Annotated in this window: 21 protein-coding genes; 9 read left to right on the top strand and 12 right to left on the bottom strand. The window is 56.7% G+C overall.

The features are described 5' to 3' along the window. Positions 1-20: 20 nt before the first annotated feature. From M3668_RS04145 to pyrE, 10 genes are all read right to left on the bottom strand, one after another. Entirely contained in the window at positions 21-1,241 is a 1,221-nt protein-coding gene (locus M3668_RS04145) for a DUF805 domain-containing protein (RefSeq protein WP_251379526.1), read from the bottom strand. 149 nt (positions 1,242-1,390) lie between these two features. Continuing rightward, complete coding sequence (locus M3668_RS04150; RefSeq protein ID WP_251379527.1) at positions 1,391-4,606, bottom strand: DEAD/DEAH box helicase; 3,216 nt, start codon at positions 4,604-4,606, stop codon at positions 1,391-1,393. 462 nt (positions 4,607-5,068) lie between these two features. Further along, complete coding sequence (gene ald / locus M3668_RS04155; protein ID WP_251379528.1) at positions 5,069-6,154, bottom strand: alanine dehydrogenase; 1,086 nt, start codon at positions 6,152-6,154, stop codon at positions 5,069-5,071. Between the two features lie 113 nt (positions 6,155-6,267). Further along, positions 6,268-6,684 carry a DUF3151 domain-containing protein gene (locus M3668_RS04160; protein ID WP_251379529.1) on the bottom strand — a complete coding sequence of 139 codons (417 nt, stop codon included), beginning with the start codon at positions 6,682-6,684 and terminating at the stop codon, positions 6,268-6,270. A 67-nt stretch (positions 6,685-6,751) separates the two neighbouring features. Further along, entirely contained in the window at positions 6,752-7,957 is a 1,206-nt protein-coding gene (locus tag M3668_RS04165) for a Fic family protein (RefSeq protein ID WP_251379530.1), read from the bottom strand. 250 nt (positions 7,958-8,207) lie between these two features. After that, complete coding sequence (fbaA, locus tag M3668_RS04170) at positions 8,208-9,230, bottom strand: class II fructose-bisphosphate aldolase (RefSeq protein ID WP_237202950.1); 1,023 nt, start codon at positions 9,228-9,230, stop codon at positions 8,208-8,210. Positions 9,231-9,604: 374 nt separating this feature from the next. Next, entirely contained in the window at positions 9,605-11,215 is a 1,611-nt protein-coding gene (locus M3668_RS04175) for an SLC13 family permease (protein ID WP_251379531.1), read from the bottom strand. A gap of 244 nt (positions 11,216-11,459) precedes the next feature. Next, a complete protein-coding gene (locus M3668_RS04180) occupies positions 11,460-12,935 on the bottom strand; it encodes an MFS transporter (RefSeq protein WP_251379532.1) in 1,476 nt (491 codons plus the stop codon). Positions 12,936-13,103: 168 nt separating this feature from the next. Then, positions 13,104-13,793, bottom strand: coding sequence for a TrmH family RNA methyltransferase (locus M3668_RS04185; RefSeq protein WP_251379533.1), 690 nt, complete (start codon positions 13,791-13,793; stop codon positions 13,104-13,106). A 69-nt stretch (positions 13,794-13,862) separates the two neighbouring features. Continuing rightward, positions 13,863-14,444 carry an orotate phosphoribosyltransferase gene (gene pyrE / locus M3668_RS04190; protein ID WP_251379534.1) on the bottom strand — a complete coding sequence of 194 codons (582 nt, stop codon included), beginning with the start codon at positions 14,442-14,444 and terminating at the stop codon, positions 13,863-13,865. Positions 14,445-14,574: 130 nt separating this feature from the next. Here pyrE and M3668_RS04195 point away from each other — a divergent pair, with 130 nt between their 5' ends. Beyond that, entirely contained in the window at positions 14,575-14,994 is a 420-nt protein-coding gene (locus M3668_RS04195) for a DoxX family protein (RefSeq protein ID WP_251379535.1), read from the top strand. Positions 14,995-15,018: 24 nt separating this feature from the next. Here the strand turns inward: M3668_RS04195 and M3668_RS04200 are convergent, their stop codons facing one another. Together M3668_RS04200 and M3668_RS04205 are read right to left on the bottom strand one after the other, a co-directional pair. Further along, positions 15,019-16,470 carry an anthranilate synthase component I family protein gene (locus M3668_RS04200; protein WP_251379536.1) on the bottom strand — a complete coding sequence of 484 codons (1,452 nt, stop codon included), beginning with the start codon at positions 16,468-16,470 and terminating at the stop codon, positions 15,019-15,021. A 114-nt stretch (positions 16,471-16,584) separates the two neighbouring features. Further along, positions 16,585-16,914 carry a rhodanese-like domain-containing protein gene (locus M3668_RS04205; protein ID WP_237202961.1) on the bottom strand — a complete coding sequence of 110 codons (330 nt, stop codon included), beginning with the start codon at positions 16,912-16,914 and terminating at the stop codon, positions 16,585-16,587. 224 nt (positions 16,915-17,138) lie between these two features. Here M3668_RS04205 and M3668_RS04210 point away from each other — a divergent pair, with 224 nt between their 5' ends. The 8 genes from M3668_RS04210 (at position 17,139) to M3668_RS04245 (ending at position 26,639) form a co-directional block, all read left to right on the top strand. After that, positions 17,139-18,521 carry an NAD-dependent succinate-semialdehyde dehydrogenase gene (locus M3668_RS04210; RefSeq protein WP_251379537.1) on the top strand — a complete coding sequence of 461 codons (1,383 nt, stop codon included), beginning with the start codon at positions 17,139-17,141 and terminating at the stop codon, positions 18,519-18,521. Positions 18,522-18,707: 186 nt separating this feature from the next. Continuing rightward, entirely contained in the window at positions 18,708-20,345 is a 1,638-nt protein-coding gene (gene pgm, locus M3668_RS04215; protein WP_251379538.1) for a phosphoglucomutase (alpha-D-glucose-1,6-bisphosphate-dependent), read from the top strand. A 226-nt stretch (positions 20,346-20,571) separates the two neighbouring features. Beyond that, positions 20,572-22,050 carry a peptide MFS transporter gene (locus tag M3668_RS04220; RefSeq protein ID WP_251379539.1) on the top strand — a complete coding sequence of 493 codons (1,479 nt, stop codon included), beginning with the start codon at positions 20,572-20,574 and terminating at the stop codon, positions 22,048-22,050. Between the two features lie 263 nt (positions 22,051-22,313). Further along, complete coding sequence (locus tag M3668_RS04225) at positions 22,314-22,847, top strand: DUF4242 domain-containing protein (protein ID WP_251379540.1); 534 nt, start codon at positions 22,314-22,316, stop codon at positions 22,845-22,847. Positions 22,848-22,939: 92 nt separating this feature from the next. Further along, complete coding sequence (locus tag M3668_RS04230; protein ID WP_251379541.1) at positions 22,940-23,998, top strand: acyl-CoA dehydrogenase family protein; 1,059 nt, start codon at positions 22,940-22,942, stop codon at positions 23,996-23,998. Further along, on the top strand, positions 23,991-24,710 hold the full coding sequence (locus M3668_RS04235) for an ABC transporter ATP-binding protein (RefSeq protein ID WP_251379542.1): 720 nt from the start codon (positions 23,991-23,993) through the stop codon (positions 24,708-24,710). The genes M3668_RS04230 and M3668_RS04235 overlap by 8 nt, the downstream gene beginning before the upstream one ends. Then, positions 24,700-25,884, top strand: a complete 1,185-nt coding sequence (locus tag M3668_RS04240) for an ABC transporter substrate-binding protein (RefSeq protein ID WP_251379543.1) — start codon at positions 24,700-24,702, stop codon at positions 25,882-25,884. Before M3668_RS04235 ends, M3668_RS04240 begins: the two co-directional genes overlap by 11 nt. After that, positions 25,881-26,639 (top strand): ABC transporter permease, encoded by a 759-nt coding sequence (locus tag M3668_RS04245; RefSeq protein WP_251379544.1) that lies wholly within the window; start codon positions 25,881-25,883, stop codon positions 26,637-26,639. Before M3668_RS04240 ends, M3668_RS04245 begins: the two co-directional genes overlap by 4 nt. The last annotated feature ends 68 nt before the right edge of the window (positions 26,640-26,707 follow it).

The raw sequence follows: 26,707 nt of genomic DNA on the forward strand, positions 1-26,707 counted from the left end.
GGCACGATGCCCCAAAAATTTTATCGCTGATAGGGGTTCTGGGTCTGCTGGTAGTAGACCGCGGCAGGCTGCACTGGCAAGGGTGATGACTGAGAGGGGTGGCCTGACCGGTCACGTGAAGGTGTGAGGCAAAGCAGCAGCGGTATGAAGCCCAGCCACCAGAATCCCACGATAGGACCAACCCCCATCATGCCGGTGACAGGGAGCATGAGGACATCCAGCAGAATCCCCACGAAGCAGAGCGCCCACCAGGGTGAGAAACCGGCATCGCGCAGGCGTCGCAGTTGAAGCCCGAGGCTCAGGCTGATCCCAATGATGTAGCTCAGCATGAATGCCACCCACGCTAAGATAATGCCCGCCAGGCCCATCATGACTTCCCCAAAGCCGTGCATTTTGTCACCGGGTTGCCCTGTCTCTGGAGCTATCCACAGCATGAAGAGGAAGATGGCAGCGCACACCAAGGCAGTGATAGCGGCCCAGAAGGCAAAGACCCACCAGTATTCGCTGCGCGAGGCTCTGCCCTTGTAGAGAGTCATGTATGAAAAGAAGTTGCTCAGGGCGATGCCACAACCAACCCGAGGGCGGGGCAGACCATCAGTGGGGTGCTGGGAGACAAGCGTCGGCACCGTGTGTGAACCGTTGACCGGGTGCTCTGCGGCGAGCTGGTGAGGGTTTGCAGTGAAAGAGCCACCCGGTGTCATGTCGGTGGTAACCGGCGCTGACGGGAGGAGCGTAAGACCCATCAATGCAAGGATAGGTATAACGGGGAGGAGCGTGCCGGTGGTCCAGAAACCCAACCACTGCAGCAGTAACCCCAGGGGCGCAGCCAGGAGTAGCCATGCCAGCTGGGGGCTGAACCCGACGTCGCGCAGGCGCCGGGCAGCCAGTGAAGCGAGGAGCGCGGGTAAAAGGATGTGCACCAGAATTTGAACGCCACAGTACATCAGAATAAGGCCTAGGCCAATGAGGCTGAAGGTTTGACCGTCGTAGCGGTAGCTGGCGGTAAGACGGTCAAGGAAGAATTGAAGCACCAGAAGGACTGGCAGACAGAGCAGCACCAGGGCGCCTACTCCCCAGGCTTCGCTGCGTGATGCTCTGCCGCGGAAGGTTGTGAGGTAGGTGAAGAGATTACCCCAGGCGTGTGCCAGACCCGCGTCGGGGCGCGGGTGTGGGTCTTGGGGGTGGTGGGTATCGCGCCGCGAGATACGTTTACGCACGGGTGCGACTTCTGGGGCTGACATGGTTTCTCCCTTGTTCATTTCTGCTTGTAATAGCCATTGCTACCACTGGAAATATGACATGACAAGGGTGTTTATTAGGCTTTCCACTCAGAGCACCAGGGTGAGCGTTCCAAAGGCGGCACGTCATAAACTATTCCGGCCAGGGAGAGTCACGCCGTAGATTTTGCAAGCGCAAAGAAATCTGCCGGCATCGGACGTTCTAACTCCCATTTGATATGCATAGGCTTTGAGCCAGTGTGACTCCGGTATGAAACCGGGCCCACAAAGAGATAAGGAGCTGTGCCGATATCGTTCGTTCTCGTGTACCTAACGAATAGTAAGGGAACCTTGCCCAAGGCATTGTGTCGCTGATAGATTTCGCCCAAGCGATTATCTGGAGACGTTGGGTTCTGTGAGTCCCAAGCAAACTCGGTTTCAGTTATCGCGTAGTCCCGGTACATGGTTTCAGGGGTGTAGTACTTCTCAGACTTGTTGAGGGTAACGGTTAGAGCAATTGTCGCTGTTTCATCAGCTTCAAGAACACCGTTTACCGCCCCACCCGGGCTAGGGTTATTCTCTGCTTCATGTCGCCCTAGAGCAGCAAAGATTTCTTCGCGACTGTAGTAGGCGTGAGTTTGTAGGGGGACGTCCATGGGCAGGCTCTGAGAAACCTGCGGAGAGTGCCGGTCAGCGTTAAGGCGGTAAGCCCATATCTGTATGAGCTCTTGAATAAAGTAGGGGTGCTGCCGCAGCTCACTGAGCCCCTGGTCCAGAGTGAATTTATTTTCCCCTGTCTTAAATTTCCCATAGGGCCAGAAGGAAAACAGCAACATCCAGGCATACCGTTTTTCAGTAGTTGATAGATCAGCTTCCCGCCGATCTTCAGTCAAGAGACGCTGATAAGTATTAACTCTTGCCTCATCGTTCACATGCGACAGTCCCTTGATACGGCTTGACAGATACTCCGTCATGGAACCCTTTTGATAAAGTTCAGGTATTTTGGGGATCTGCCCTGCCTGGTCCAGCAAGAAGGTAAAGGTAAGCCCCTTCTGGTGAGCAGTCTTCCGTCCGTAGATATGCGCTAGGTCTAACCCATAATGCTCTAGATAGGGTTCCAGCAGGTCAGTAACAATGACCTCAAAGTTCTTTTTCTTTTGCTCCTCAGCAAATATTTTGAGGTTATCTGCCAAAACCTCAATTTTGGGGTTCAGCGCATCTTTAATGCTCTTAAGAACCTGCTGCTGAGTCTTTTTATCTAGCTGGATGCTACAACCGGGCGGAAGCATGGGGGCTTCGATATCTTTAGATGTCAGAACACCGGTCCTGGTGAGCGACCGCATTTTTTGGTCGAACCGAAACCCTTTGGCCTGATTCCCGACGAAATCAAGGACGACCAGCACAGCTTTGTCGGGCGATCGCCTTAGCCCTCGCCCGAGCTGCTGTTGAAAAAGCGTTGGGGACTGAGTTGGGCGTAGCATCAGCAAGGTATCTACCTCGGGGATATCCACCCCCTCATTAAAGAGGTTTACGGTAAATACCGTCGTTAGTTCATCCTCAGGATTTTTTAGCCGGCGAATGACATCGGCTCGGTGCTCTTCGGTATCCGTGCCAATGAGATAGGTGGCAGGAAGATTAGCCTTGTTGAATTGGTCTGCCATGTACTGTGCATGGGCCCTATCAACGCAAAACCCGATAGCCTTCATGCTCTGAGGGTCAGCGATTTTCTGGTCAATCTGCTCCAGAATTAGGGCTACACGCCGCTTATTCTCAAGATAATACTTTGATAGCTCACTATCCCTGTAGCTTCCGCGCTCAAAAGTTACCCCACTGAGATCAGTTGCATCGTTAATGCCGTAGTAGTGGAAGGGAACCAGCAGGTCTGCCTCAAGGGCGTCCCATAATCTCAGCTGAGTAGCTATTCGTCCATCGAAGTATTCAACAGCTACATTTTTACCGTCTGTTCGCTCCGGCGTAGCAGTAAGGCCAAGCAACTCCTGAGGCTGAAAATAGCCCAGTACTTTTTGATAGCTGACTGCAGAGGCATGGTGAAACTCATCGACAATAACTACGTCGAAATGGTCAGGTGCGAAACGATCCCTGCCACTGTTAGAAAGCGTTTGGATCGTCGCAAAAACGTGCTCATTGCGCTCAGGTATCAGTCCGCCAAAATACTGTTCACCAAAGTTGGCATCACGCATCACCGTAGCAAATGCACTCTGTGACTGGTTCAAGATTTCAGCTTGATGAGCCACAAACAGAAGCCGTAGCCGCCGTCCTGCCTGGTCGCATAGCCTCTTGTAGTCAAGAGCAGAGAAAATAGTTTTACCGGTTCCGGTAGCTGCCACTGCTAAATTACGGTGATGCTCATTCTGTCTTTCAGACTGTAGTTCATCAAGCATGATTGCTTGGTGCGTATAGGGGTGCACATCAACGTGAGAGTAGTTAATGGACAAATTGGGGCGGGTTTGTGCCCCCTGTCCTATTTTTGCCTCGACTAACGAACTATCTAGTTTTTGTATGTCTTCTTCAGAGCCCATATAGGCCTCAAACTGTGGTGATTCCCAATAGCCTTGGAAGGCAGCATTAAACTGACCCAAGATACCCGGGGTAACGGTATTAGAGATACGGACGTTCCACTCAAGACCATCGGTAAGAGCAGCATGAGAAAGGTTTGAGCTCCCCACATACCCCGTAGAAAAACCTGTATTTCGGTGGAAAAGCCATGCCTTGGCGTGTAGACGAGTTGAGTTCTTTTCGTAGCTGATTTTGACCTGGGCACCGTATTTTTCAACCAGTTGGTCTACTGCTTTTCGGTCGGTAGCGCCCATATAGGTTGTTGTAATAACTCGAAAAGGGATACCTCGACGCTTTAAAATATCAAGTTGAGGCGCTAGGACGTTGACCCCGGTCAGCTTCAAGAAGGAGCAAAGCAAGTCCACCCGATCTGCGCTCTCCAACTCTCTCTTAAGTTCCTCACCCAGCCTGGGCTCTTTAGGGTTATTGGTCAACAGCGCAACGTTACTTAGGGGTGTTACAGGGCGCAGAGTAGCTTGAGTTTGATTCTTTGGTTTGAGCTCGGTCAGCTGGATGAGATTCCCTGCATTTTTTACATCCGTAGGTCTGGCAATTTCATCTGAACCTAGATCTTCACCAAGTTTGTTAAGTAACGAATTAACAAGAGAAATGCGTTCGCTGACATTTGTTTGTTCAAGTTTTGCGACAACTTGCTGGGCTATGTATTTAGCTAAAGATGGAATGTGCTCAGCGTCAGTAGCAGGTAGCTCCGTTTCGACCCACTCAGTATTCTCAGGGATTTCAAGACCTTGGGTTTTATGAGTTTTTAGGGTTTCGTAAAGCCCCAGAGGGAGACGCTGTTCTTTGCTCATACATGCAGCATAAAATATTTTTATTCTTCCGGTGTCATATAAGCTACCGAGCCACACATGGAGATCAGCAATTTTTAGACTGCTAGTACGCGCACCTGTATAGCTTCATCAACGCGTCATGCCATGCAGGGAATGCTTTATGCGTGCTATCCCCCTCTGCCAAACTTGCGGTAATGCAGGACACCAAGAGATGAGGGCGTGATACACGCAGCAGACCCACAAACACAGTCCGCTGGCTCCAGGCTCATGCTCAGCCCGGATGACTACCACCGGCCGAAGCCTGCTTTATTCTCTGGCAGCTACCCTCCTGCTTCTAGGCATCACCTCACCCAGCAGGCGGTCACGGCAAGTGCTCTTTACTTTTTCTTCCGCAGAATGATCCCCGTCAACAATCCTCGTCTGCAGCACGGTTATTGCACAGACGGGGATAAACAGCAACACGGCAGGGACGCCGCGTAGCACCTAGCTCGCTAGGTCAGGGAAGGCTTCTGCCACACCGTCAAAGACGATTTTGCCTGCCTCCGTATTGAGCCCTAGCGCTAGGTCGGGGTTAGTTGCTAGGGCGGCATCCACTCCATCTGCCAGCTTGAGCACATAGGGCAGGGTAGCGTCTGTCAGCGCCAAGGTTGAGGTGCGCGGTACAGCTCCGGGCATGTTGGCTACGCAGTAGTGCCTGATGCCGTCTACCTCAAAAATGGGGTCAGCATAGGTAGTGGGTTTGGAGGTTTCAAAGCATCCGCCCTGGTCAATCGCCACATCAATCAGGAGTGCACCGGGCCTCATCTGCTTCAGGTGCTCACGACGCACCACCTTAGGTGCCTTAGCGCCGGGCACCAGAATGGAGCCGACTACCACGTCCGCCGCTACAATTTCACGCTCAATATTGGCTGGGGTTGAGGTCAGAATACGCGCTGATGCGCCAAATAGATCAGCCAGTTCGCGCACCCGCGGCCCGTAACCCTCAAGAATGGTGACCTCGGCGCCTAGACCCACCAGCAGTTTTGCCGCCTGGGTACCCACATTGCCACCGCCCAGCACCACCGCGCGGGCAGGCGCAACACCGGGCACGCCGCCCAGCAGAGTGCCACTGCCACCTTCTGTTGAGAGCAGGTACTGAGCACCAACCTGGGCTGCAAGGCGCCCCGCAACCTCGCTCATGGGCAATAGTAGAGGCAGCGCCCGGCCGGTACGCACGGTTTCATAAGCAATACCGCGAGTCTTAGCCGCCAGAAGAGCCTCGGTCAGGGGCTTGTCTGCAGCTAGGTGCAGATAAGTGAAAAGAGTAAGATCTTCGCGCAGGTACTCATACTCAGATTCAATGGGTTCTTTGACCTTCACCAGCAGTTCTGCTTGCTCCCAGGTCTCACTCTGGCGCACCAGCTGCGCACCGGCACCCTCATATTCTTCATTAGTGAAGCCAGCGCCAACGCCGGCGTCCTTCTCGATAAAAACCTGGTGGCCAGCCTGGGTAAGTGCGTAGACGCCATCGGGGGTCAGCCCTACTCGCTGTTCTTGGGGTTTGATTTCGCGGGGTACGCCAATGCGCATGGTTACTTCCTTTAATTCGCCATCAAAAACAGGGGTGTAATCCATATTACACGCAAGCACCCGGGCTCCCCCACCTAGAGGAGCGAAGAGCCCGGGCAACAAAATCTGTGTAACTAGCTCAGTTCAGACTTCGCCGAAGGGTCTGAATCGTTCAGGAATTTTTCGATGCGCTCCGCCTCGTCAGCCTCGCCAATCGCAGCAGCAGCCTGGCCCAGCAACAGCAGAGCCTTCAGGAAGCCGCGATTAGGTTCATGGCTTACGGGGATTGGCCCGTGCCCCTTCCAACCGTTGCCGCGCAGTGCGTCCAAACCGCGGTGGTAGCCCACGCGCGCATAAGCGTAAGCCTCAAGCACGCGGCCATCTGCCCAGGTTTCTTCAGCTAAGGTTGCCCAAGCCAGTGGGGACTTGGGGAAGGCCTTAGCCAAATCTTCACCAATATCGCCGGCCTGGACGCGTGCCAGTAGCTCGGTTTCTTCGGGCAGGTAGGTGGGGGCAGGGCCGTCCAACAGGTTCTTACCAGCAAGTGACATGGGGGTCTCCTTAACAGTTCTTACGGTTACACCAAAGTCTACGCGCTAGCCAGGCACGCCACCCCAGCTAATCTTCAAAGAGCCTGCTGCGACCGGCTTGACTCAACCGGATGCACAAAGGACGGGATGAGATACGTTCTGCCAGCCCCTTAGTTTCAAGCCCCTCGATGTACTTACGAGTCGTACTTCTTGACCTACCCGACACCTCGGTTAGCGTATCCCAAGTAACTCCCAATCCATTACCAAAAAGACGTTCATGGGCAAGAACGTAGAGGGTTCCGGATAGACCCTCGGTGAGCTCCTCATCATCAGCCACCAATACATCAAGGCGGGACTCCAGAGCAGACATCTGCTTCTGTTTCAGCTCGAAATCATCCATCAAAGCTACCTGTGCATCTTGGATTAACTCCAACATTGTATGAACAAAGGGGGTAGCATCAGCAAAGTTCAGTGGCTCTTCAACATCTGTGAACGCCCTATAGTACTTAGGTCTCTGCCCATTAATTTGAGAAGCCAAAGTCAGCACGGTAAAAGCAGAAAAAATATGTAGAAGCTGAGCACTCAGCAAAAACCTGCCGAAACGCCCATTGCCATCATAGAAAGGGTGGACTGCCTCAAACATAAAGTGGGAAACCACCCTGGAAAGAAGGAAGGAGGCGCTGTCGTCTTCCAGGTGTTCCAACATTGCTTTGAGTTGCTCAGATATTTCCCCCTCATCTTTGGCTCCGGCATGGACAACCTCGTTAGCACCGTCGCGCACGTATACCGGACCAGCCCTAAATAGATCGCCATCAAGGCGATCATCCTCTTCAATTTCAGAGCCAAAGAGGCTGTCATAGGTAGCCCGGATGCCCTCTAAAGTAACAGGCGGCTCAACCTTGCCCTGGGAAAGCTCCAAGTACAGCGTCGCAATCTCACGGAACTTCTTATGCTCGTTTGGCGCTGCTTCAAGAGCGTCCATAATTTCTTGCCGCGTAGAACGCACACCCTCAATTTCATTAGTCGCTGCAATTTCCCTAATGATGAGGTTATATAGGTAGCTTTTCCGTGCCGCTACAGGGATATTTTGTGCCAGGTTTTTGATGGAGCGCTCATTGCGCAAAATCTTCTCTTGCAACTGGAGCAACTGGGGCGTAGCCGTATAGAAGAGAGTCTCCGCACCCACAGTAAAGCGCGTTTCAAAACCGTTAGACCGCCTGCGCTGAGCCTCAGAGGCAGCAGTATCATGGTCGTACTGATGAAAGACGCTCTTGAGCAACCTGTATTTCTGCATAACAGCCCTGCCTATCTCGTAAAAACACCCGTTTTTAGTATTTAGACCCCATCCTATCCATTCCTTAAACGTAAAAACACCCCTTTTTACGTTTAAGGGACGGCTCGGACGCACCCTTAAACCTAAAAAGCCCATTTTTAGGGTTAAGCCGCCGCCCCGTTCTGCGGTGCACAGCCCACGCACACAAAAGCGCGGCGCGCCCTCCCCAAAAGAAGGACGCACCGCGCCTGTAAAGCTAGCCAGCTAGGGACTACTTCACTGAAGTACCTGCTGAGCCTAGCTGCTGAGCTGCTTCCACCACGCGAGCGGTCATACCAGCTTCAGCTGCAGCACCCCATACGCGGGGATCGTAGAGCTTCTTGTTGCCAACTTCGCCGTCAACCTTCAGCACACCGTCGTAGTTGCTGAACATGTGGCCAGCAACGGGGCGGGTGTAGGCGTACTGGGTGTCAGTGTCGATGTTCATCTTGATAACACCGTATGAAACGGCATCCGCGATTTCCTGCTCGGTTGAGCCTGAACCACCGTGGAAGACCAGGTAGAAAGGCTTGTCCTTGCCGTACTTAGCGCCGACCTCAGTCTGGATTTCCTTGAGCAGCTCGGGGCGCAGGTGCACGTTACCGGGCTTGTAGACACCGTGAACATTACCGAAGGTTAGAGCAGCCATGTAGGTGCCCTTCTCGCCCAGGCCGATAGCCTCAACGGTCTTGATGGCATCCTCAACAGTGGTGTAGAGAGAGTCATCGATAGCGCCCTCAACGCCGTCTTCTTCGCCACCAACAGCACCGATCTCGACCTCAAGAACCTGGTGGTTCTTAGCGGTGCGAGCGATCAGCTGCTGAGCGATTTCAAGGTTCTCTTCGAGGGAGATAGCTGAGCCGTCCCACATGTGTGAGTTGAAGATGGGGTCTTCGCCGCGGGCTACAGCCTTCTCTGACTCTTCGAGCAGGGGCAGAACGAAGCCGTCTAGCTTATCCTGGGGGCAGTGGTCGGTGTGCAGAGCAATGTTGACATCATACTGCTTAGCGACCTCGCGAGCGTAGGCAGCGAAAGCCAGTGAGCCAACAACCATGTTCTTCTTGGTTGAGCCTGACCAGTATGCTGCGCCACCGGTTGATGCCTGGATGATGCCGTCTGAACCTGCCTCAGCGAAACCTGCAATGGCTGCGTTGAGGGTCTGTGATGAGGTGACGTTGATTGCTGGGTACGCGAAACCCTTGGTCTTCGCGTTTTCAAGCATTTCTGCATAGACTTCCGGGGTTGCAATAGGCATGCTGACTCCTTGGTTGTCGGTTGGGCGGCCCGGTTGGCTGCCTGTTGATCGAGTTAGTACCAGCGCTGCCGGGCTAACCGGTCAGGGGCACTTGCCTACTTCTCAGTTTACCAAGGGTGAACCCGCTTAAGGTAGGTTTCCCACACAAATTTCGGTCATAAACCCACTTAAAACCATGAAGATCATAGAGTCTAATGCACCTCAAGCCTAATTTTTCTCGGTCGAGAAGGCTTACATGTTGGTTTTTATGGGTTTACGTGGACGCCTCTTACCCTCAGTTCGCCCCCTATTGATACACAAGGACGCCGCCGGTGTACCTTCCCTGCTCGTTGCTGGAAGGTGCACCTGCGGCGTCCTCACCGGAACCTAAAAGGCTAAAGACCGAAGACCCAGACAGCCAGGCTCATGGTGGTTGCGGTAATGGCGAAGATACAGAAGATATTCAGCCACAGACCGCCCTTGATCATCTGACCGATGGTGACGTACCCCGAGCCGTAAGCAATAGCGTTGGGCGGGGTTGCTACCGGCAGCATGAAGGCGCAGGTTGCAGCCAGTGCCACGGGGATTGCCAACAGCATGGGATCGTAGCCCATGCCCATGGCGATGCCGCCAGCCACGGGTAGGAAGGTCGCCGCGGTAGCCGTGTTAGAGGTCAGCTCGGTGAGGAAGAGCACGCCGGTAGCTACCAGAGCCACAATCAGCAGAATGGGCAGAGCGCCCAGACCGGCAACCGTACTACCAATCCATTCGGTCAGCCCGGAGCTAGTGAACTGACCTGAAAGAGCCAGACCGCCGCCGAAGAGGAGCAGGACGCCCCAAGGAAGCTTGGTGGCAGTTTCCCAGTCAATCAGGCGAACACCCTTATTAGCGCTGCCACCGGCAGGCAGCGCAAAGAGCAGTAGACCCACGGCCACCGCGATGCCGGCGTCCGTGATGGGGGGCGCATCAGACCAGATGATGGGCACAAAAATCCAAGCGAGAGCCGCCAGAATGAAGATCCCCAGCACCTGCCCTTCGCCCGAGCCCATGTTACCTAGCTTCTGGTACTCGGTAGCAATCAGCTTTTTACCGCCGGGAATCTCATCAATTTCGGGCTTGAACAGTACCTTAGTCAGCAGGAACCAGCAGAAGAAAAGAACCACAATGGCGATGGGCATGCCCACAATCATCCACTGACCAAAGCCAATCTGCACACCGTGCGTGTCGGCCATGTAGCCTGCCAGCAGGGTGTTGGGAGGGGTACCAATCAGGGTGCCCAGCGAACCGATGGACGCCGCGTAGGCAATACCCAGCATGAGCGCAGTGCCAAAGTTGGACTCAATGACAGCGCTCTTGACCTCATCGCTGTCAGGGGCGGCGCCGTCCTCAATCTGAATATTCTTACCGCCGGTTGCCTGGGCAATCAGCATGAGCACGGAGACACCGATAGGAATCATCATGACCGCGGTGGCGGTGTTCGATACCCACATCGAGAGAAAACCCGTGGCCACCATGAAACCCGCAACCATCATGGAGGGGTTGGTGCCCATGACTTTGAGGGTCAGCAGAGCGATACGGCGGTGCAGGTTCCAGCGCTGCATAGCAAGCGCCAGCAGGAATCCGCCCATGAAGAGAAAGATGATGCTGTTGCCGTAGCTGGCGCCGATATCGTTGATCTTAACTTCGCTGTTAAAGACCGGGAAAATCACAAGCGGCAGGAGGGCTGTGGCAGGGATGGGAATTGCTTCGGTCATCCACCAACCGCCCATGAGCACAGCAGTTGCCGCAGTGAGGCGGGCGGCGTCCGGCACCTCGCCGGGCATGATGAAGTAGACCAAAAGCGCGGCAACTAGACCACCGATGAAACCAATGAAGCGCTTCTTGCGTTCGCCCTGCTCAACCTCTGGGGCCTGAGAGCCGCGGGAGTGGTGAATCTGAGAAATCGCCTGAGTGGGCGCCGCACTGTACTTCTGCAGGTGGTCGCCCGTGACGTGGGGTTTTGACATGTAGACCTCACTTCTTTGTGTGTGTAACTCCTAGCCCGCACTCATGCGGGGGTTTGTTCCACTCTACTAGATAGGGCCCTTTGTGAAGTGTACTTCACATGTGTGTGACGCTGGTGGGGGTAGCAGTATAGGTAACGCCTCACCACCATGGGGGCAATCCCCCTCCTCGTGAGGCGTTATTCCTGCAGATGCGATGGTAAGCAGGGCGCCGGGCTAAGCCTGCCCAGGTCTAGGATGCCCAGGTCTAAGAGGAGGCAGTCTCGCGCACTTCGAGCCGGCGGTCAGCGATAGTGAAGGCAAGCCCGCTGCTGAGAGTGAGAATAATAGCCGAGAAGGCTGCAATAATACCCAGGTTCCAGTGGAAGCCGGCCTCGGTCAGCGCATAAAGAATGGAAGGGATCAGGGCAGTACCCACAGCGGTTCCCATCCGTTGCCCCAGTGAAAGCACACCACCGGCGACACCGCTGACCTGCGGTGGAACCGACTTGAGGGTCAGAGTCTGATTAGGTGAAATCGTCAAGCCGCCACCGATACCCAGAAGAATCAGGGGCACCGCTAGCGCCCAGACCGGCAAAGTGCCGTTTTCAACCGGGGTGATGAGAAGCATCGTGCCAGAAATCGCCAGTAGAGAGAAGCAGAACCCCACCATCACCATACGGCGGCCGGCAGTCAGCACACGGCGTCCTGCCCAGGGAGCGACAAAGGCGGACACCAGCGCTGAGGGCACCCCAATCATGGCAGCCATGAGGGCGCTCTGGTTTAGATGCCCCTGCACGTAAATAGGTATGATCAGCCAAACACTGGTGTTCCCCAAGAAATAGAGGGAGACAATCATGATGCCGTTGCGGAAGGCAGGTTGCCTGATGAGGTCCATGTCCAGCATGGGCGGGTGCCCAGCCTTCTTATAGCGCCCTTCCCAGATCACGAAGAAAACGAGCAGAGCCAAACCTAGCGGCAGGAAGACCCAGAAAGCCGGGTTCTCGCTACGTTGCACAAAGGGCAGAAGAAGAGTGAAAACGGCCAGGGCCAGAGTAACCATACCCACGGGATCTAGGTCCATGCGCTTGGCGCCGGAGGAGTGTGCAATGCGGTCTCGAGGAATCCACCGCAGGCCCAGCACCAAACCCAGCAGGCCGATAGGCACGTTAATGAGGAACATCATGCGCCAGCCCAGTGACTCACCAAAGATTTGAATCAGGAAGCCACCCAGCACCGGGCCCACAATCACTGCAAGCGCCACCACCGAACCGAACATACCGTAGGCGCGAGCGCGGGCTTGGCCGGTGAAGTTTTGTTGGATGATGCCAGTGGTTTGCGGGTTAATGAAGCCAGAGCCGAGGCCCTGCAGAACGCGGGCAACAATCAGAAACTCGATGGAGGGGGCCACACCGCTGAGCAGGGAGCCCAGGGTAAAGAGAATGAGCCCGAGCATGAACATACGGCGGCGGCCGGTGGCATCGCCCAGACGTCCGGCGGCAACCAGTGGCACCGCGAAAGAAAGGGCATAGCCTGAGACGACCCACTGGGTTTGGCTAGAGCTTGCCCCCAGTGATGAGCCGATGGGCGTGAGTGCCACGTTGACCACGGACACCGCCATGAGCGCCATGAAGAGGGGCACGAGCAGGGCAGTCAGCAGTTTCTTGGGGCTGGTGTGAGCCGGTAAGGACGCAGACCCCCCGCTACCGTTAGTAGGGGAGGGTGGGGTGCCGGGTTGGCTCATTGCAGGCGTCCTTTCGTGCACAGGTGCAAGTCTCTATTTGCCAAGGGTACACCCGCTCAGAGGGCTGAACTGATTGCTAGAAGCCGCTGCGGTTAAAATGACATTTCCTGCCGGTCAGCGGCATTTATCTGTCATTCACCGGCAAGAAGCGCCACTCTGCACGAAAATCTAGTTGACCTTCTGACCGAACTCGTGGCGGCGGATCCAGGCGTGCATAGCGATACCGGCGGCAGTTGCCGCGTTCATGGAGCGGGTAGAGCCGTACTGCTCGATGGACAAAGTCGCCTCTGCAGCAGCGTGAATTCCCTCTGACAGGCCCGGGCCTTCCTGGCCAAAGACCAGCACACAGTCCTTAGGAAGGTCATAGGTTTCTAACTGCTTGGAATCTGGGAAGATATCGATACCGATAATTGCTAGCCCCTCGGCTCGTGCCCACTCGACGAAGTCTTCGACCGTGGGGTGGTGGCGCACGTGCTGGTAGCGGTCGGTGACCATAGCGCCGCGACGGTTCCAGCGCTTCTTACCAATAATGTGCACCTCTTTCGCCAAAAAAGCGTTGGCGGTGCGCACCACGGTGCCAATGTTCAAATCGTGCTGCCAGTTCTCGATTGCCACGTGGAAGGTGTGGCGTCGGGTGTCCAGGTCAGCGATGATGGCGTCCATGGTCCAGTAGCGGTAGTGGTCTAAGACGTTGCGGCGGTCGCCCTCGCGCAACAGTTCCTCGTCCCAGTGCTCACCCTCGGGCCACTCGCCTTCCCAGGGGCCGACGCCGATCACACGGGCATCCTCAGGAGCAGGGGCCGCGGGCTGTTCGGGTGCAACTTGGTCAAACAGTTCGCTTTTCTGGTCATCACTCATGAAATAAAACTCTCTCTCACACGGCAAAAGACCCCTGCGCTGAGGGGTCTTCTGCACCAAAAACAGTGGTTAGTCGAGGCCCAGGTCGCTCTTGGAGTAGGCGTAGAGGCAGGGAACGCCCGCAATCTCTTCGATGTGCTCCTTGGCGCCGGTTGCTCGGTCAACGATGACGGCAACAGCCACGACCTCGGCACCTGCGTTACGCAGGGCCTCAACAGCGGTCAGGGCGGAGCCACCGGTGGTGGAGGTGTCCTCAACAGCAACGACGCGGCGTCCAACCACGCTGGGGCCTTCAACCTGACGGCCCATGCCGTAGGACTTCTGAGCCTTACGCACTACAAAGGTGTCGATGGCGCGGTTATTGTCGCCTGCGGTGCGCATGATGGCGTGCCCGACGGGGTCAGCGCCCATGGTCAGACCGCCAGCGGCATCAAACTCGATGCCGGCTGAGTCAATGAGGTCAAGCATGACCTGACCGACCAGGCGGGACGCCTCGTGGTGTAGGGTGATGCGGCGCAGGTCGACGTAGTAGTCGGCTTCTTTACCGGACGCCAAGGTCACCTTGCCACGCACAACGGCAAGTTCAGAGATGAGCTGGCGCAGACGCTCACGGGCTTCTTCGATGGTGGGGGTGTCAGAGAGGTTAGTCATGTTCCCTAGTCTAATGGGTGTGCCCATGCCACCTGTAGCTCCGAGGCTCTAATTCTGCGTTGGGTTTGAGTGGAGATAACGCTACTTAGAACGCCAGGTGAGGGCAGGCCGCTAGACCAACGGGCGTAGCATGGTACGCATGAACCTTTTTAGGAAAGACCCCACCGAAACCACCGGGCAGCAACTCACCCGCTTGGGCCTGGGCGCCGGCCTCACCTTCATGGGCGCTCTGCATTTTAAGAAGGACGCGGTGCAATCGTTCGCGTCTATCGTCCCGCCGTGGGTGCCGGGCAGCCCCGAAGGTGCGGTATATGCCTCCGGTGTTGCTGAACTGACACTGGGCCTCACCCTGCTGACCGCACCCGGCGCACGACGTGTATCCGGTCTAGGTTCTGCGGCCCTTTTTGCGGCGGTTTTCCCCGCCAATGTTTACCAGTACACTCAGGGTATTGATATCCCGGGGGTATTTGATACCGACACCAAGCGCCTGCGCCGCCTCCCCTTGCAGATTCCTATGATTACCGCAGCTCTTTACGTAGCTAAGAAGTAGCTCCGGGGAGTTGCTGAGATTCCATTAGGCCCCGGCCACCCCATCAGCGGGGCGGGGCACTGCCGCGCGCAACTTGGTGACCATCTCGTCATATTCGGCAACGGGGTCTGAATCAGCCACAATCGCTCCCCCAGCAGCCAGGGTGAGAGTGCCATCCCTATAAGCGACCAGCGTCCTAATCACAATGGACAGGGCAGCGGAGCCATCTGCCCCAAAGTAGCCCAGAGCGCCGGAGTAGACCCCGCGAGCGCGCCTCTCAAGCCGGTCGATAATTGCCATGGTGGACGCTTTGGGCGCCCCGGTCATAGAGCCACCTGGGAAGCAGGCGGCAGTTGCATCTACCGCAGTGACGCCGGGGCGCAACTGGGCGGTAATGGTGGAGACCAGCTGGTGAACGGTCGAGTAACTTTCAACGCCCATGAGCACCGGCACGCGTACCGACTCGGGGTAGGACACCAACGAGAGGTCGTTGCGGAGCAGATCCACAATCATGAGGTTCTCCGCCCGGGTTTTTGGGTCCGATGCCAGCCAGGCGGACGCCGCGGCGTCCTCTTCGGAGGTAGCACCGCGGGGCACGGTGCCCTTAATGGGCTTGCTCTCGGCTTGCCCACCGGCGGTCACGCTCAGGAACTTTTCGGGCGACGAACTGAGCACCGTAAACTCATCGCAACGCAAAAAGCTGGCGTAGGGGGCAGAATTTTTCTCACGCTGGGCTAGATAAAGAGCCAGAAGATCAGCTTCATCAAGAGCAGGCTGAACCCGGGTAGATGTTTCAGCGGTTAAACAGACTTCATAGCTGTTGCCCTCGAAGATTTCCCGCTGAGATTCCTGTACTTTAGCGAGGTAGTCATCGCGGTCAGGTAAGGGAAAATCCGGTAGGGCAGGTGCATATGCTCTAGCTTGCATAGTATGAGCACCGGTGCTTTCTCCCACCTCTGCCAACCGGCGTGCCGTCTGCTGAACCCAGGCATCCGGGCCTATCAACCAAGCCTTACCACTAGCGTGCTCGTAGGCCAGGTAGTGGGTAGCAGGCATCCAGAGCGCGTCGGGGGTGGACGCGTGCCGATACGGGTGCTGGTGGTGAAAGTTAGTCAGTTCAAAATCGGCGTGCGTCTCATAGCCCATAAAGCCTACGTAACCGCCAGGCAGAGCATCCGGCGGGAGGCCCTCCGCGCCGGCAATAGCGGGGGCATCCGCCAGCATCCGAGGCAGAACCTGCCAGATAGTGCCGGGTAGGGTGCGCGCCATAGCCCCCTTACCATCGAGAACGCTGACCTGCGGCTGGGTTAGCCCGGCAGACTCATAGCGTAGCGCTCCCCCATCGTGAGGGGCACCCAGGTAGGAGTAGCGGGACATGGGCGATTCATCGCGGGCTGAGTCCAGCCAAAAAGCGTAAGGGTTGGTGCCTGCCACCAGGGGGAAGGCATCTTTGGGTTCCACCGGGAAAGGTAGGGGCAGGCAGGTCAGGGAAGTCACCGGTTTAGTATATCGGGCAAGATGTCCGGGCAAGGCATAGCGAAGAGAGCTGCCCTCCCACTGCACCAAAAAGCCGCCCCGGCGATACCGGGGCGGCCGTAGTAGCAGAGGAGCTTAGCGTACCTGCGGTGTCTCACCGTTCTCGGAGACCATGGGCATTTCGGCGTCCTGCCATGCACCCATACCGCCAATGACGTTGATAGCGTCAAAGCCGTACTGGTTGAGGTAGGCGGCAGCCCGCAGTGAGCGGCCACCGGCACGGCAGATGACGTACACATCTTCGTCTGCTGGCACATCACCGTACCGCTCGGGAACTTCACCCAGGGGAATATGCTGGGCGCCTTCGATATGGCCTTCTTGCCACTCGTAATCCTCGCGGACGTCCAGAATTTTGGCGCCTTCGGGAATCTGGTCGACGGTGACCTGGGGGATATCTTCGTTCATCGTGGAGTCCTTTGCTTGAGATGTTTCTTGGCTTCAGGATAGGCGGGGTAGGGTGCTGCTTACAAGTGGTTCAGCCAGTACCGAAATCATCGTCTCCGAACCGCACTTCTACGCTGTGAGCGCATAGCTTTCCTCCCCACCCCCTTTGACAAGCCACACTACACAGTTAGAGTTAAAAGAAAGCACGCTTACAAATACCGTGCCCTTACTCAAAGGAGATTGCTATGAGCACCTACGCACTCACCAACGCCAACACCGGTAAGGTTGAAAAAACTTTTGATACCCTCGCATCCAGCGAGATCCCCGGGCTCATCGACACTGCCCACGAAGCCTACCTTTCCTGGAAAAATAACTCCGTAGCGGAGCGCGCCACTGTGCTCGCGGCGGCCGCCCAGGGCTTTGATGCTCGCAAAGATGAACTCGCTGAAATCATCGGACGTGAAATGGGTAAGCCCCATGCCGATGCTCTGGCTGAAATCCAGCTTGTAGTGGACATCTTCGACTGGTACGCCACAGAAGGCCCTGCACATCTTGAAGATTCACCGCTGGATGCCGAGGGTGCACCCGTAAACTTCGTGCGTCACGACCCGCTGGGTGTCCTTTTGGGTGTCATGCCCTGGAACTTCCCCTACTACCAGCTAGCACGCTTCACCGCCCCCAACCTGCTGGTGGGTAACACGGTCCTGATGAAGCAGGCGTCTATCTGCCCCGTTTCATCAGCTGCTTTTGAGGAAGTATTGCTAGAAGCAAACCTACCCAAGGGTGCCTACCAGAACCTCTACCTCGACACCGAAGACGTCGCGCACATCCTCAAGGATTTCCGCGTGAAGGGCGTATCGGTCACTGGCTCTGAACGTGCCGGTGCTGCGGTTGCTGAGCTGGCGGCGCAAAACCTTAAAAAGTCTGTCATGGAACTGGGTGGCAATGACCCTGCCATTGTCCTGGCCGACGTTGAGAACGTGGGCAAGGTGGCAGAAACCCTTGCTGGTCTGCGCTTTTCCAACGCTGGTCAGGTATGCACTTCACCCAAGCGCATCATCGTGGTTGAAGACATTTACGACGAGTTCGTTGAAGCAGCAAAAACCGCCGTTGAGAACTTCGTGGTGGGCGACGCCGATGATCCCGAGACCCAGATGGGCCCGCTGTCCTCAGAGTCAGCACGCGATGACGCCGTCGAGCGCATCGAGCAGGCAGTCAAGGACGGCGCGACCCTGCATGCGGGCGGCAAGAAGCTAGACCGCCCCGGCTGGTTCATGAGCCCCGCCCTGCTCACCGACGTTGATTTCGATGATGACCTCTCCTGCAATGAACTCTTTGGCCCGGCTCTTGTGGTCTACAAGGTCAAGGACGAGGCAGCGGCAATTGAGTTCGCCAACGCCAGCGAGTACGGTCTGCAGGCATCTGTGTGGACCGCTGATATGGACCACGGGCTTGAAGTCGCTGATCAGATCGAAGCCGGTATGGTATTGGTCAACGAGCACGTTGTTACCCAGGCAGATTTGCCCTTCGGTGGTATCAATAAGTCGGGTTACGGCCGTGAACTCACCCAGTGGGGTCTGCTTGAGTTCACCAACGAGAAGCTGATCCGCGCTACTCAGCTCAGCTAGAACTCTTCGCGCCGCTTTTCCGGCGGTTTTGTGTGACCCGGCTATTGGTCTAGCCGGGTCACACGTTTTAAGCCGAGGCGCAGCAAAAGGCTCTCTAATGCTCGTCACCTCATCAACGTCCACAATGAAGATTACACACGGGCGGTTCTACGCGGTTCATGCACACCACGGGGCTAGGCTTAGTACATGTCAAACCGCGCAGGCACCGTTGCCACCCCTCAAGACCTTGTTGATATCGATGCGCTGATCAGCGCTTACTATGACCTCACCCCCGAGATGACCGATCCCGCACAGCGCGTGGCTTTTGGTACATCCGGGCACCGTGGCAGCTCCCTTAAGAGTTCCTTTAACGACGCTCACATTGCTGCTATTTCTCAGGCAATTGCGGAGTATCGCAAGGGTCAAGGCATCACCGGCCCGCTGTTTATGGGTAAGGACACCCACGCGCTCTCAGGCCCAGCGCAGGATACCGCGCTGGAGGTTCTGGCGGCTCACGGTGTCACCGTTCTCCTGGATGCCAACGAAGGTTTTGTGCCCACCCCCGCGCTCTCACGCGCTATCATCGTTCACAACGCTAACCCCGCCAACACCGCGCAGGCTGATGGCATTGTGATTACCCCCAGCCACAATCCCCCTGCCGACGGCGGTTTCAAGTACAACCCTCCCCACGGTGGTCCCGCTGATTCTGATGCAACCGGCTGGATTGCCGATCGTGCCAACGAGCTGCTTGAAGGCGGAAATAAGGATGTAGCTCGTCTACCCCTTGAGAAGGCCGCGGCAGCAGAAACCACAGGCACCTACGACTACCTGGGCACCTATGTGGACGAGCTGGGTGATGTCATCGATATGGAGGCTATCTCAACCTCCGGTCTGAAGATTGGCGCGGACCCCATGGGCAGCGCCTCCGTTGCCTACTGGCAGCGCATTGCTGAGCAGTACAAGCTCAATATGGATGTAGTAAACCCCGCCGTTGATCCCCAGTGGGCCTTCATGACCCTGGACTGGGACGAGAAAATCCGCATGGATTGCTCCTCCCCCAATGCCATGGCCTCCCTGATTGCCAACCGCGATAAGTACGACATCGCCACCGGCAACGACGCCGACTCGGATCGCCACGGAATCGTTACCCCCGATCACGGGCTGATGAACCCCAATCATTACCTGGCAACCGCCATTGACTACCTCTACCGCAACCGCACCGGTTGGGCAGCAGATGCTGGCATCGGCAAGACCCTGGTGTCCTCCTCAATTATCGACCGCGTGGCTGATGCTTTGGGCCGCAAGCTCATTGAGGTTCCCGTGGGCTTCAAATACTTTGTAGACGGCCTGAGCACCGGCACCATCGGTTTTGGCGGCGAAGAATCCGCAGGTGCCTCCTTCCTCATGCGCGACGGCAAGGTGTGGACCACCGATAAGGACGGCATCATCCTGGCCCTGCTGGCCTCCGAGATGACTGCAGTAACCGGCAAGACCCCCTCCCAGCGTTACGCTGAGCTGACCGCGTCTTTCGGTGAGCCTGCCTACGCCCGGGTGGACGCCGCGGCGTCCCGCGAGCAGAAGGCCAAGCTGGGCAAGCTCTCACCGGCGGACGTCACCGCCTCAGAGCTAGCAGGCGAGGCTATCACCGCCAAGCTGACCGAGGCACCCGGCAACGGTGCTTCCATTGGCGGTTTGAAGGTGACCACCGAGAGCGCCTGGTTCGCGGCCCGCCCCTCAGGTACCGAAGATGTCTACAAGATTTACGCCGAATCCTTCAAGGGCCCTGAGCACCTGGCTCAGGTTCAGAAGGAAGCTAAGGCGCTGGTGGACGGCGTCATCGCCTAGCGTCTAGCGTTCCGCTGAGAAGGGACTGTTCGAGAGATTGTATTTATCACAGCGATCTGCCGGGCAGCCCCTTTTTCATGCGCGCCAGCACACCAAAAAGCGCCCGCGAGCATCATCCGTACTCCTTCAGAAGTGCAAATAGCCAATCCAAGAGAGTAAGGTATGCTACCGACCGCATTTATATACACGGTCTTCCCGCAAATACACCGAGACACAAGGTACTACTATGACAACCCCCGCACTGCGGCCTACTCCGGAGGACGCCCATAACCCCAGCGGCAAAACCTTCTTCGGCCACCCCCGCATGCTGGCCAGCCTCTTCTCCGTAGAACTCTGGGAGCGTTTCTCCTTCTACGGCATGCAGGTCATCATGCTCTACTACCTCTACTGGGAAGCTGACCGTGGCGGTCTTGGACTTCTCAGCGAGGCATCAGCATCCAGCGTCATGGGCGCTTACGGTGGCATGGTCTACCTCATGGCAGTCGTAGGTGGCTTCTTAGGCGACCGTGTCTTCGGGCCCGAACGCACCCTCTTCTACTCAGCCTTCGCCATTATGGCAGGTCACCTGGCACTCGCCGTGCTACCCGGCGCAGCTGGCGTTATTGCCGGTCTGGTGCTTGTTGCTATCGGCTCCGGTGGTCTTAAAACCAACGCATCAGTGCTGGTAGGGTCTCTCTACGACCGCACCGACCCCCGCCGTGACGGTGGCTTCACCATCTTCTATATCGGTGTAAACATCGGTGCCTTCTTTGGCCCCATGCTCACCGGTATTCTGCGGGAATCCTACGGCTTCCACATCGCCTTCGGCCTAGCGGCTGCAGGTATGGCAATCGGCCTAATCCAGTACTCACTGACCCGCAAGAACCTCCCCGCCAGCGTCCACCAGCTCTCTGAGCCCATGAATGCCAGCGAGAAGAAGATCTACGGCAGTCTTGCTGTAGTCATCGTTGCAGCAGTGCTCGTCCTGGTGATGACCGGTCTCATCAACCCCGCCAACCTGGCAACCTGGGTCATGACCATTGTTGCAATCAGTGCCGCGGTACTCTTCTACACCCTTCTGACCTCAAAGCACACCACAGTGGACGAGCATTCCCGGGTAGTCTCCTTCATTCCCATGTTCATCGGTAACGTAGCGTTCTGGGCGCTCTTCCAGCAGCAGTTCACTGTGCTAGCAATCTACTCAGAATCCCGTATCAACTGGAACATCATGGGTCTACAGTTCACCCCCGAATTTATGAACTCCATTAACCCGGTTTTCATCATGATCTTCGGCGCTGTCTTTACTGCCATGTGGACCAAGTTGGGTGACCGTCAGCCCACCACCCCGGTCAAGTTCTCGCTTGCCCTGATTTTGATTGGTCTAGCCTTCCTGATCTTCCTAACCCAGGCAGGGAACACCAACGTGAACTTCCTGTGGATTGTGCTGATTCTCTTTATTTGCACCATGGGCGAGCTGGCAATTTCACCGGTGGGTACCTCCTTGGCCACCAAACTGGCGCCCGAGAAGCACCGCGTGGCTATGGTTGCGCTCTACTTCACCTCTGTCTCGCTGGGCACCGTTCTGGCAGGTTGGTTAGGCCGTTTCTACACCATGGAAACCGAAGTCGCTTACTTCACCACCCTGGGTGTCGTCACCATCATTATCGGTGCCGTCCTCTGGGCCATGAATAAGTGGATCGTTAAGAAGATGGCCGGCGTGCGTTAGCAGCAAGCATCTTCTTAGACAGAAGGACGCCGCTCCGCAGCTCCCTGCCGGCACCGATTTTCGGTGGATGAGGGGAGCGGCGGGGCGGCGTCCTTCTAGCTACTTCTGCCCTTTTTGACAAGCACCCGTTACGAATTGTTGCCCAGCGTTACCCCATGTAAAGCGGAATATTCTAAAACTTAGACACCTCTAAAACTGCGGGCGTAGTCTAGTGTGAACAGGTGTCTTTAAAATGCTGGCACCCCGCATGAAACGGAGAGAACATGTCACTCTACCTCGTAGAATTCACCCCTCACGACGCTTCGCAGGACGAAGCGAAAGCACTGGTTGCTGACATCGCTCAGGTACTGGGCGGCGTGGACGGCGCTGAGCTGATTGAAACCCAGGTCACCGGTGACTACACGCTGGTCTTCGCCATCATCGAGGCAGCTAACCCCGGCGTCTTCGCTCCCGCGATCAAGGATGCCTTCAGTGCCCGCGCTGGGTTGGAAGGCCCCGATGAGGTGCGTCTAGTAGGTGCTGAACTCGAGGACATCAAGAAGCTCAAGTCCAGCGCAGAGTACCTGGTTGAATGGGATATCCCCGCAGAAATCACCATGGATCAGTACCTCACTCGCAAGAAGGCTAATTCTCCTAAGTACGCGCAGGTGCCCGAGGTGTCCTTCCTGCGCACCTATGTGCGAGAAGATACCGCCAAGTGCCTCTGTTTCTACGATGCCCCTGATGAGGCAGCGGTCGTACGAGCGCGCGAAGCGGTATCAACTCCCATTGACCGCCTCTTCAAGCTCAACGTCTAGATACAGCAGAGACCGCCGCCCACCACCAGGCGGCGGTTTTTTTACACTCTAAAACCCCAGCACCCCACTTCTAGAGCAGTTAGAAAACAGTCATGACAAGCACTTTTACCCTTGAACCTCTCTACCCCTACTCCCAACGGGACAACCTGCTGGCGCTAGCGCGAGAACACGCTACCGCAGTGGACGCGGGGGAACGCTCCCCTTTCGAGACCCTGCGTGAGCTGGGGCAGGAGGGTCTGCTGACGCTGGGGCGAACCGGGTCAGTGCTCCCCCAGGCGGCTGTAGCCTTTGACCTGGCGACCGAAGATACCGCAACCGCCTTCTCGCTCTGGGCCCACCGGGCTACTATCGCCTTCTTTGACGCCGTGGGACGTCAGCTCCCCGAGGGTATGGAAACCGGTGAAACTACCGGGTCAACTGCCATGGCTGCCGCCTTCAAGCACGCCTCGGGAGTAGGGGAACTGGGGGTTCAGGCAAAGCACACCGACGGCGGGTTACTGCTCAATGGAAGCATCAGCTGGGCATCCAACCTCTACCCGGGAGGCGTCATGGTTCTTCCCGTGGCAGTGGAGGATGCTGCGCCCGGTGAGCCGGTTAGCTACATCGTCACCCTGCGTGTGGGCGTTGAGGGGCTAGATGTGAAGTACCAAAAAGGTCTCCTGGCGCTGGATGCAACAGAATCCGGGTTCATCCGTCTAACCGAGGTCTTTGTCCCCGAGGCGGATATTCTCAGCCGCGACGTCCCAGGTTTCCTCGCGACCATCACTGCACCTTTTCTGTTGATTCAGTCCTCTTTCTGCCTGGGCCTGGCAGCGGCAGCCCTTGCGGCAACGGCTCCCCACACCAGTGTCTCCCGGGGTATCTTCACCCAGGAATTTGATCAGGTTAAGGCTGAATACCAGCGTCTGCGCACCGAACTTACCGACCTTGCTCAAGAGCCTGCCGCTACCAGCCGCCGCCGTCTGCTCCAGTTGCGTCTGGACGTCTCTCACCTGGCGATCAGCGCCACCCACCTGGAAATGGCAGTGATTGGCGGACGCGGCTACAAGACCACCAGCGCCACCGCCCGTCGCTACCGCGAGGCAACGTTCTTGCCCGTCCAATCCCCCACCGAGGGCCACCTGCGCTATGAACTCTCTCAGATTGACTAAGACAATCATGGACGCTCTCACCGTTACAGGTGCCACCAAAACCTATCCCGGGGCACCCCAACCTATCTTCAAAAATATCGATCTCGCTCTGCCTCGGGGTGAAGCCTTCGTGGTTCTGGGAGCTACCGGCTCCGGTAAGTCGACCCTCTTACGTGCGGTGGCGCAGCTTGAAGAACTAGATTCCGGCTCCATACAGGTGGCTGACCGGGGCCGGCTAGCCGTGGTCTTTCAGGAAGCTTCACTCTTCCCCTGGCTGACGGTTCGGCAGAATATCGAGCTAGGTTCCCGCTACAAACGCAACAGCGGCAGAGTGACCGCTGATGGAGTTAATGCACTGATCTCCCGGTTAGGTCTGAACGGACTTGAAAACCGTAAAGTCAGTGAGATTTCTGGCGGCCAGGCCCAGCGAGTTTCCATTGGCCGAGCCCTGGCCATTCAGCCTTCTCTCTTGCTTCTCGATGAGCCCTTCTCGGCTCTTGACCCAGCCACCCGCGAAGAATTACAGGGGTGGTTGCGTAGCCTGATTGAAGATCTGGGACTGACCGTTTTGATGGTCTCCCACGATATCGCTGAGGCCACGGTGGTGGGTGACCGCATTGGATTCTTTGAGGCGGGCAAGGGTTTCACCCGCTTCTGGAGGCCTCGTGATGAGCAGGTGTCCAAGGACGAAATTCTGGGCTACTACCGGGAGCAGAGTTCCTATGTCATCTAAACTCAACCGTCGAAGAGTGCTGGGGGCAGGAGGCCTTACCCTGGCGGCAGCCGGCGCTACTTGGGGCGCCCACACTCTTGGGGCGGCGTCCGGTGCTGAAGCTGCCGGCAGGGCGCAGAGCACCGATGACGCTATCAGAATCGGTTATCTCCCTATCACTGACGCTTCTCCTCTGCTCCTGGCGCACGCCAGGGGTCTGTACGAGGACGCCGGAGTGCAGGTAGAACAGCCGGTGCTCTTCCGCTCTTGGGCCTCACTCACCGAAGCCTTTATTTCGGGCAGCGTTGATGTGATTCACCTGCTCATGCCTATGGCGGTATACCTCAAGTACGATCTGGGCGCTGACGCTCAAGTGGTGGCGTGGAATCACGTGAACGGCTCGGCGCTGACTCTCTCACCCTCCATCAGCAATCTGTCTGAGCTGGCGGGGCAGACGGTGGCGATTCCAGCCTGGTTTTCTCTTCACAACATTCTGGTGCAGAAGATTTTGAAGGAGGCTGGACTGACGCCGGTGATTCGTAAAACTGCAGACAAAACTCAGAACGAGGTAGCTCTCATTGTTATGGCGCCGGCAGATATGATTCCGGCACTGGCCAACGGCACCATAGCGGGTTTTACGGTGGCTGACCCCTTTAATGCTGCCGCCCACACCAGCGGAACGGGCACTATTCAGCGCTTTATGGGCGATGTCTGGCGCGATCATGCCTGCTGCGTCACTATGATGCGTTCCTCGCTGATTGAGCGGGAGGGCGGAGCCGCCCAGAAGTTCGTAGATGCCCTGGTCAAGGCGCAGGTTTATGCCCGCGAGAACCGTGTGGAGGCAGCTGCCCTGCTCTCTGAAAAGAAGTACCTCCCACAGAAGCCCGCTGCCATTTTGCGGGCCATGACCGACCATTTTGAGGAGCATAAGGAAATTATTAAACACCCCAGCTGGGGCGGGGAGTTACTGCAGTTTCAGCCCTATCCCTATGCGAGTTACACCCAAGAACTGGTCCAGCAAATGCGCAACACCCTCATGGACGCCCCAACCGATTTTCTAGAAGACCTGGACGCTTCGGCGGTGCACGGAGAGTTAGTTAATGCGGAGTTGGTCACCCAGGCTATGCAAGCAGCGGGTGGTCTGGGCACGTTCGGTCTCAAGAGCCTAGAGCGCACCGAGGAGATTTCAGCATGAGCACCCTCAAGAAGCAGAATCAGTCACTGACTAAGAGCTGGGCGCTGGGCGCTGCAGGCATTGTCTTCGCTGTTTTTCTCTGGTGGATTTTCACCCGAGCAGCTACCGGCAACCTGATGCTGGCAGCCTTCGCCCCCGCGAACGTCCCCGACGCCCTGAAGAGCCTACTGGGCCGCGGGGTACTGCTCTCTGATATCGGTATCAGCCTGTTGAGGTTGTTGAGTGGGCTGGGCCTTGCCGCTGTCTTGGGCGTCCCTCTCGGGCTAGTCATCGGGTTCTCCCGACTGGTTGAGCAGACCAGTGCCCCGCTGGTGCAGTTCTTGCGTATGGTCTCCCCACTCTCTTGGGCGCCCATTGCGGTGGCTCTTTTTGGGGTGGGTAGCCTGCCAGTCATTTTCCTGGTGGCTATCGCCGCTATTTGGCCCATTACTCTGGGCACGGTTTCGGGGGTGCGGGCACTCAACCCGGCATACCTTCAGGTAGCTAGGACGCTGGGTGCTAGCGGCCCGGAGCAGCTGCGCTCAGTAGTGTTGCCCTCTATCCGTCCCTTTGTACTCTCGGGGATCCGCCTGGCGCTGGGTATTGGCTGGGTCATTATTGTGCCAGCCGAGATGTTAGGGGTTTCTTCGGGGCTCGGCTACGAGATTTTGAATGCCCGTGACCGGCTAGCCTACGACGAGATGCTGGTGGTTATCCTGGTCATTGGTGTTCTGGGCATTGCCCTGGACACGCTGGCACAGAAGCTACTCAAGTAGTCGGGCATCAAAAGACCCGCTTTCTGTGACCCCACATGGGTTTTACAGAAAGCGGGTCTTTACACGCG

This window comes from Rothia sp. P100 (assembly GCF_023712425.1).
GTDB classification, from domain to species: domain Bacteria; phylum Actinomycetota; class Actinomycetes; order Actinomycetales; family Micrococcaceae; genus Rothia; species Rothia endophytica.

Bases quoted from the DNA above. Each gene is read 5' to 3' on its own strand.
- M3668_RS04145 (WP_251379526.1), bottom strand. From the start codon at position 1,241: ATGTCAGCCCCAGAAGTCGCACCCGTGCGTAAACGTATCTCGCGGCGC.
- M3668_RS04150 (WP_251379527.1), bottom strand. From the start codon at position 4,606: ATGAGCAAAGAACAGCGTCTCCCTCTGGGGCTTTACGAAACCCTAAAA.
- ald (WP_251379528.1), bottom strand. From the start codon at position 6,154: ATGCGCATTGGCGTACCCCGCGAAATCAAACCCCAAGAACAGCGAGTA.
- M3668_RS04160 (WP_251379529.1), bottom strand. From the start codon at position 6,684: ATGTCACTTGCTGGTAAGAACCTGTTGGACGGCCCTGCCCCCACCTAC.
- M3668_RS04165 (WP_251379530.1), bottom strand. From the start codon at position 7,957: ATGCAGAAATACAGGTTGCTCAAGAGCGTCTTTCATCAGTACGACCAT.
- fbaA (WP_237202950.1), bottom strand. From the start codon at position 9,230: ATGCCTATTGCAACCCCGGAAGTCTATGCAGAAATGCTTGAAAACGCG.
- M3668_RS04175 (WP_251379531.1), bottom strand. From the start codon at position 11,215: ATGTCAAAACCCCACGTCACGGGCGACCACCTGCAGAAGTACAGTGCG.
- M3668_RS04180 (WP_251379532.1), bottom strand. From the start codon at position 12,935: ATGAGCCAACCCGGCACCCCACCCTCCCCTACTAACGGTAGCGGGGGG.
- M3668_RS04185 (WP_251379533.1), bottom strand. From the start codon at position 13,793: ATGAGTGATGACCAGAAAAGCGAACTGTTTGACCAAGTTGCACCCGAA.
- pyrE (WP_251379534.1), bottom strand. From the start codon at position 14,444: ATGACTAACCTCTCTGACACCCCCACCATCGAAGAAGCCCGTGAGCGT.
- M3668_RS04195 (WP_251379535.1), top strand. From the start codon at position 14,575: ATGGTACGCATGAACCTTTTTAGGAAAGACCCCACCGAAACCACCGGG.
- M3668_RS04205 (WP_237202961.1), bottom strand. From the start codon at position 16,914: ATGAACGAAGATATCCCCCAGGTCACCGTCGACCAGATTCCCGAAGGC.
- M3668_RS04210 (WP_251379537.1), top strand. From the start codon at position 17,139: ATGAGCACCTACGCACTCACCAACGCCAACACCGGTAAGGTTGAAAAA.
- pgm (WP_251379538.1), top strand. From the start codon at position 18,708: ATGTCAAACCGCGCAGGCACCGTTGCCACCCCTCAAGACCTTGTTGAT.
- M3668_RS04220 (WP_251379539.1), top strand. From the start codon at position 20,572: ATGACAACCCCCGCACTGCGGCCTACTCCGGAGGACGCCCATAACCCC.
- M3668_RS04225 (WP_251379540.1), top strand. From the start codon at position 22,314: ATGTCACTCTACCTCGTAGAATTCACCCCTCACGACGCTTCGCAGGAC.
- M3668_RS04230 (WP_251379541.1), top strand. From the start codon at position 22,940: ATGACAAGCACTTTTACCCTTGAACCTCTCTACCCCTACTCCCAACGG.
- M3668_RS04240 (WP_251379543.1), top strand. From the start codon at position 24,700: ATGTCATCTAAACTCAACCGTCGAAGAGTGCTGGGGGCAGGAGGCCTT.
- M3668_RS04245 (WP_251379544.1), top strand. From the start codon at position 25,881: ATGAGCACCCTCAAGAAGCAGAATCAGTCACTGACTAAGAGCTGGGCG.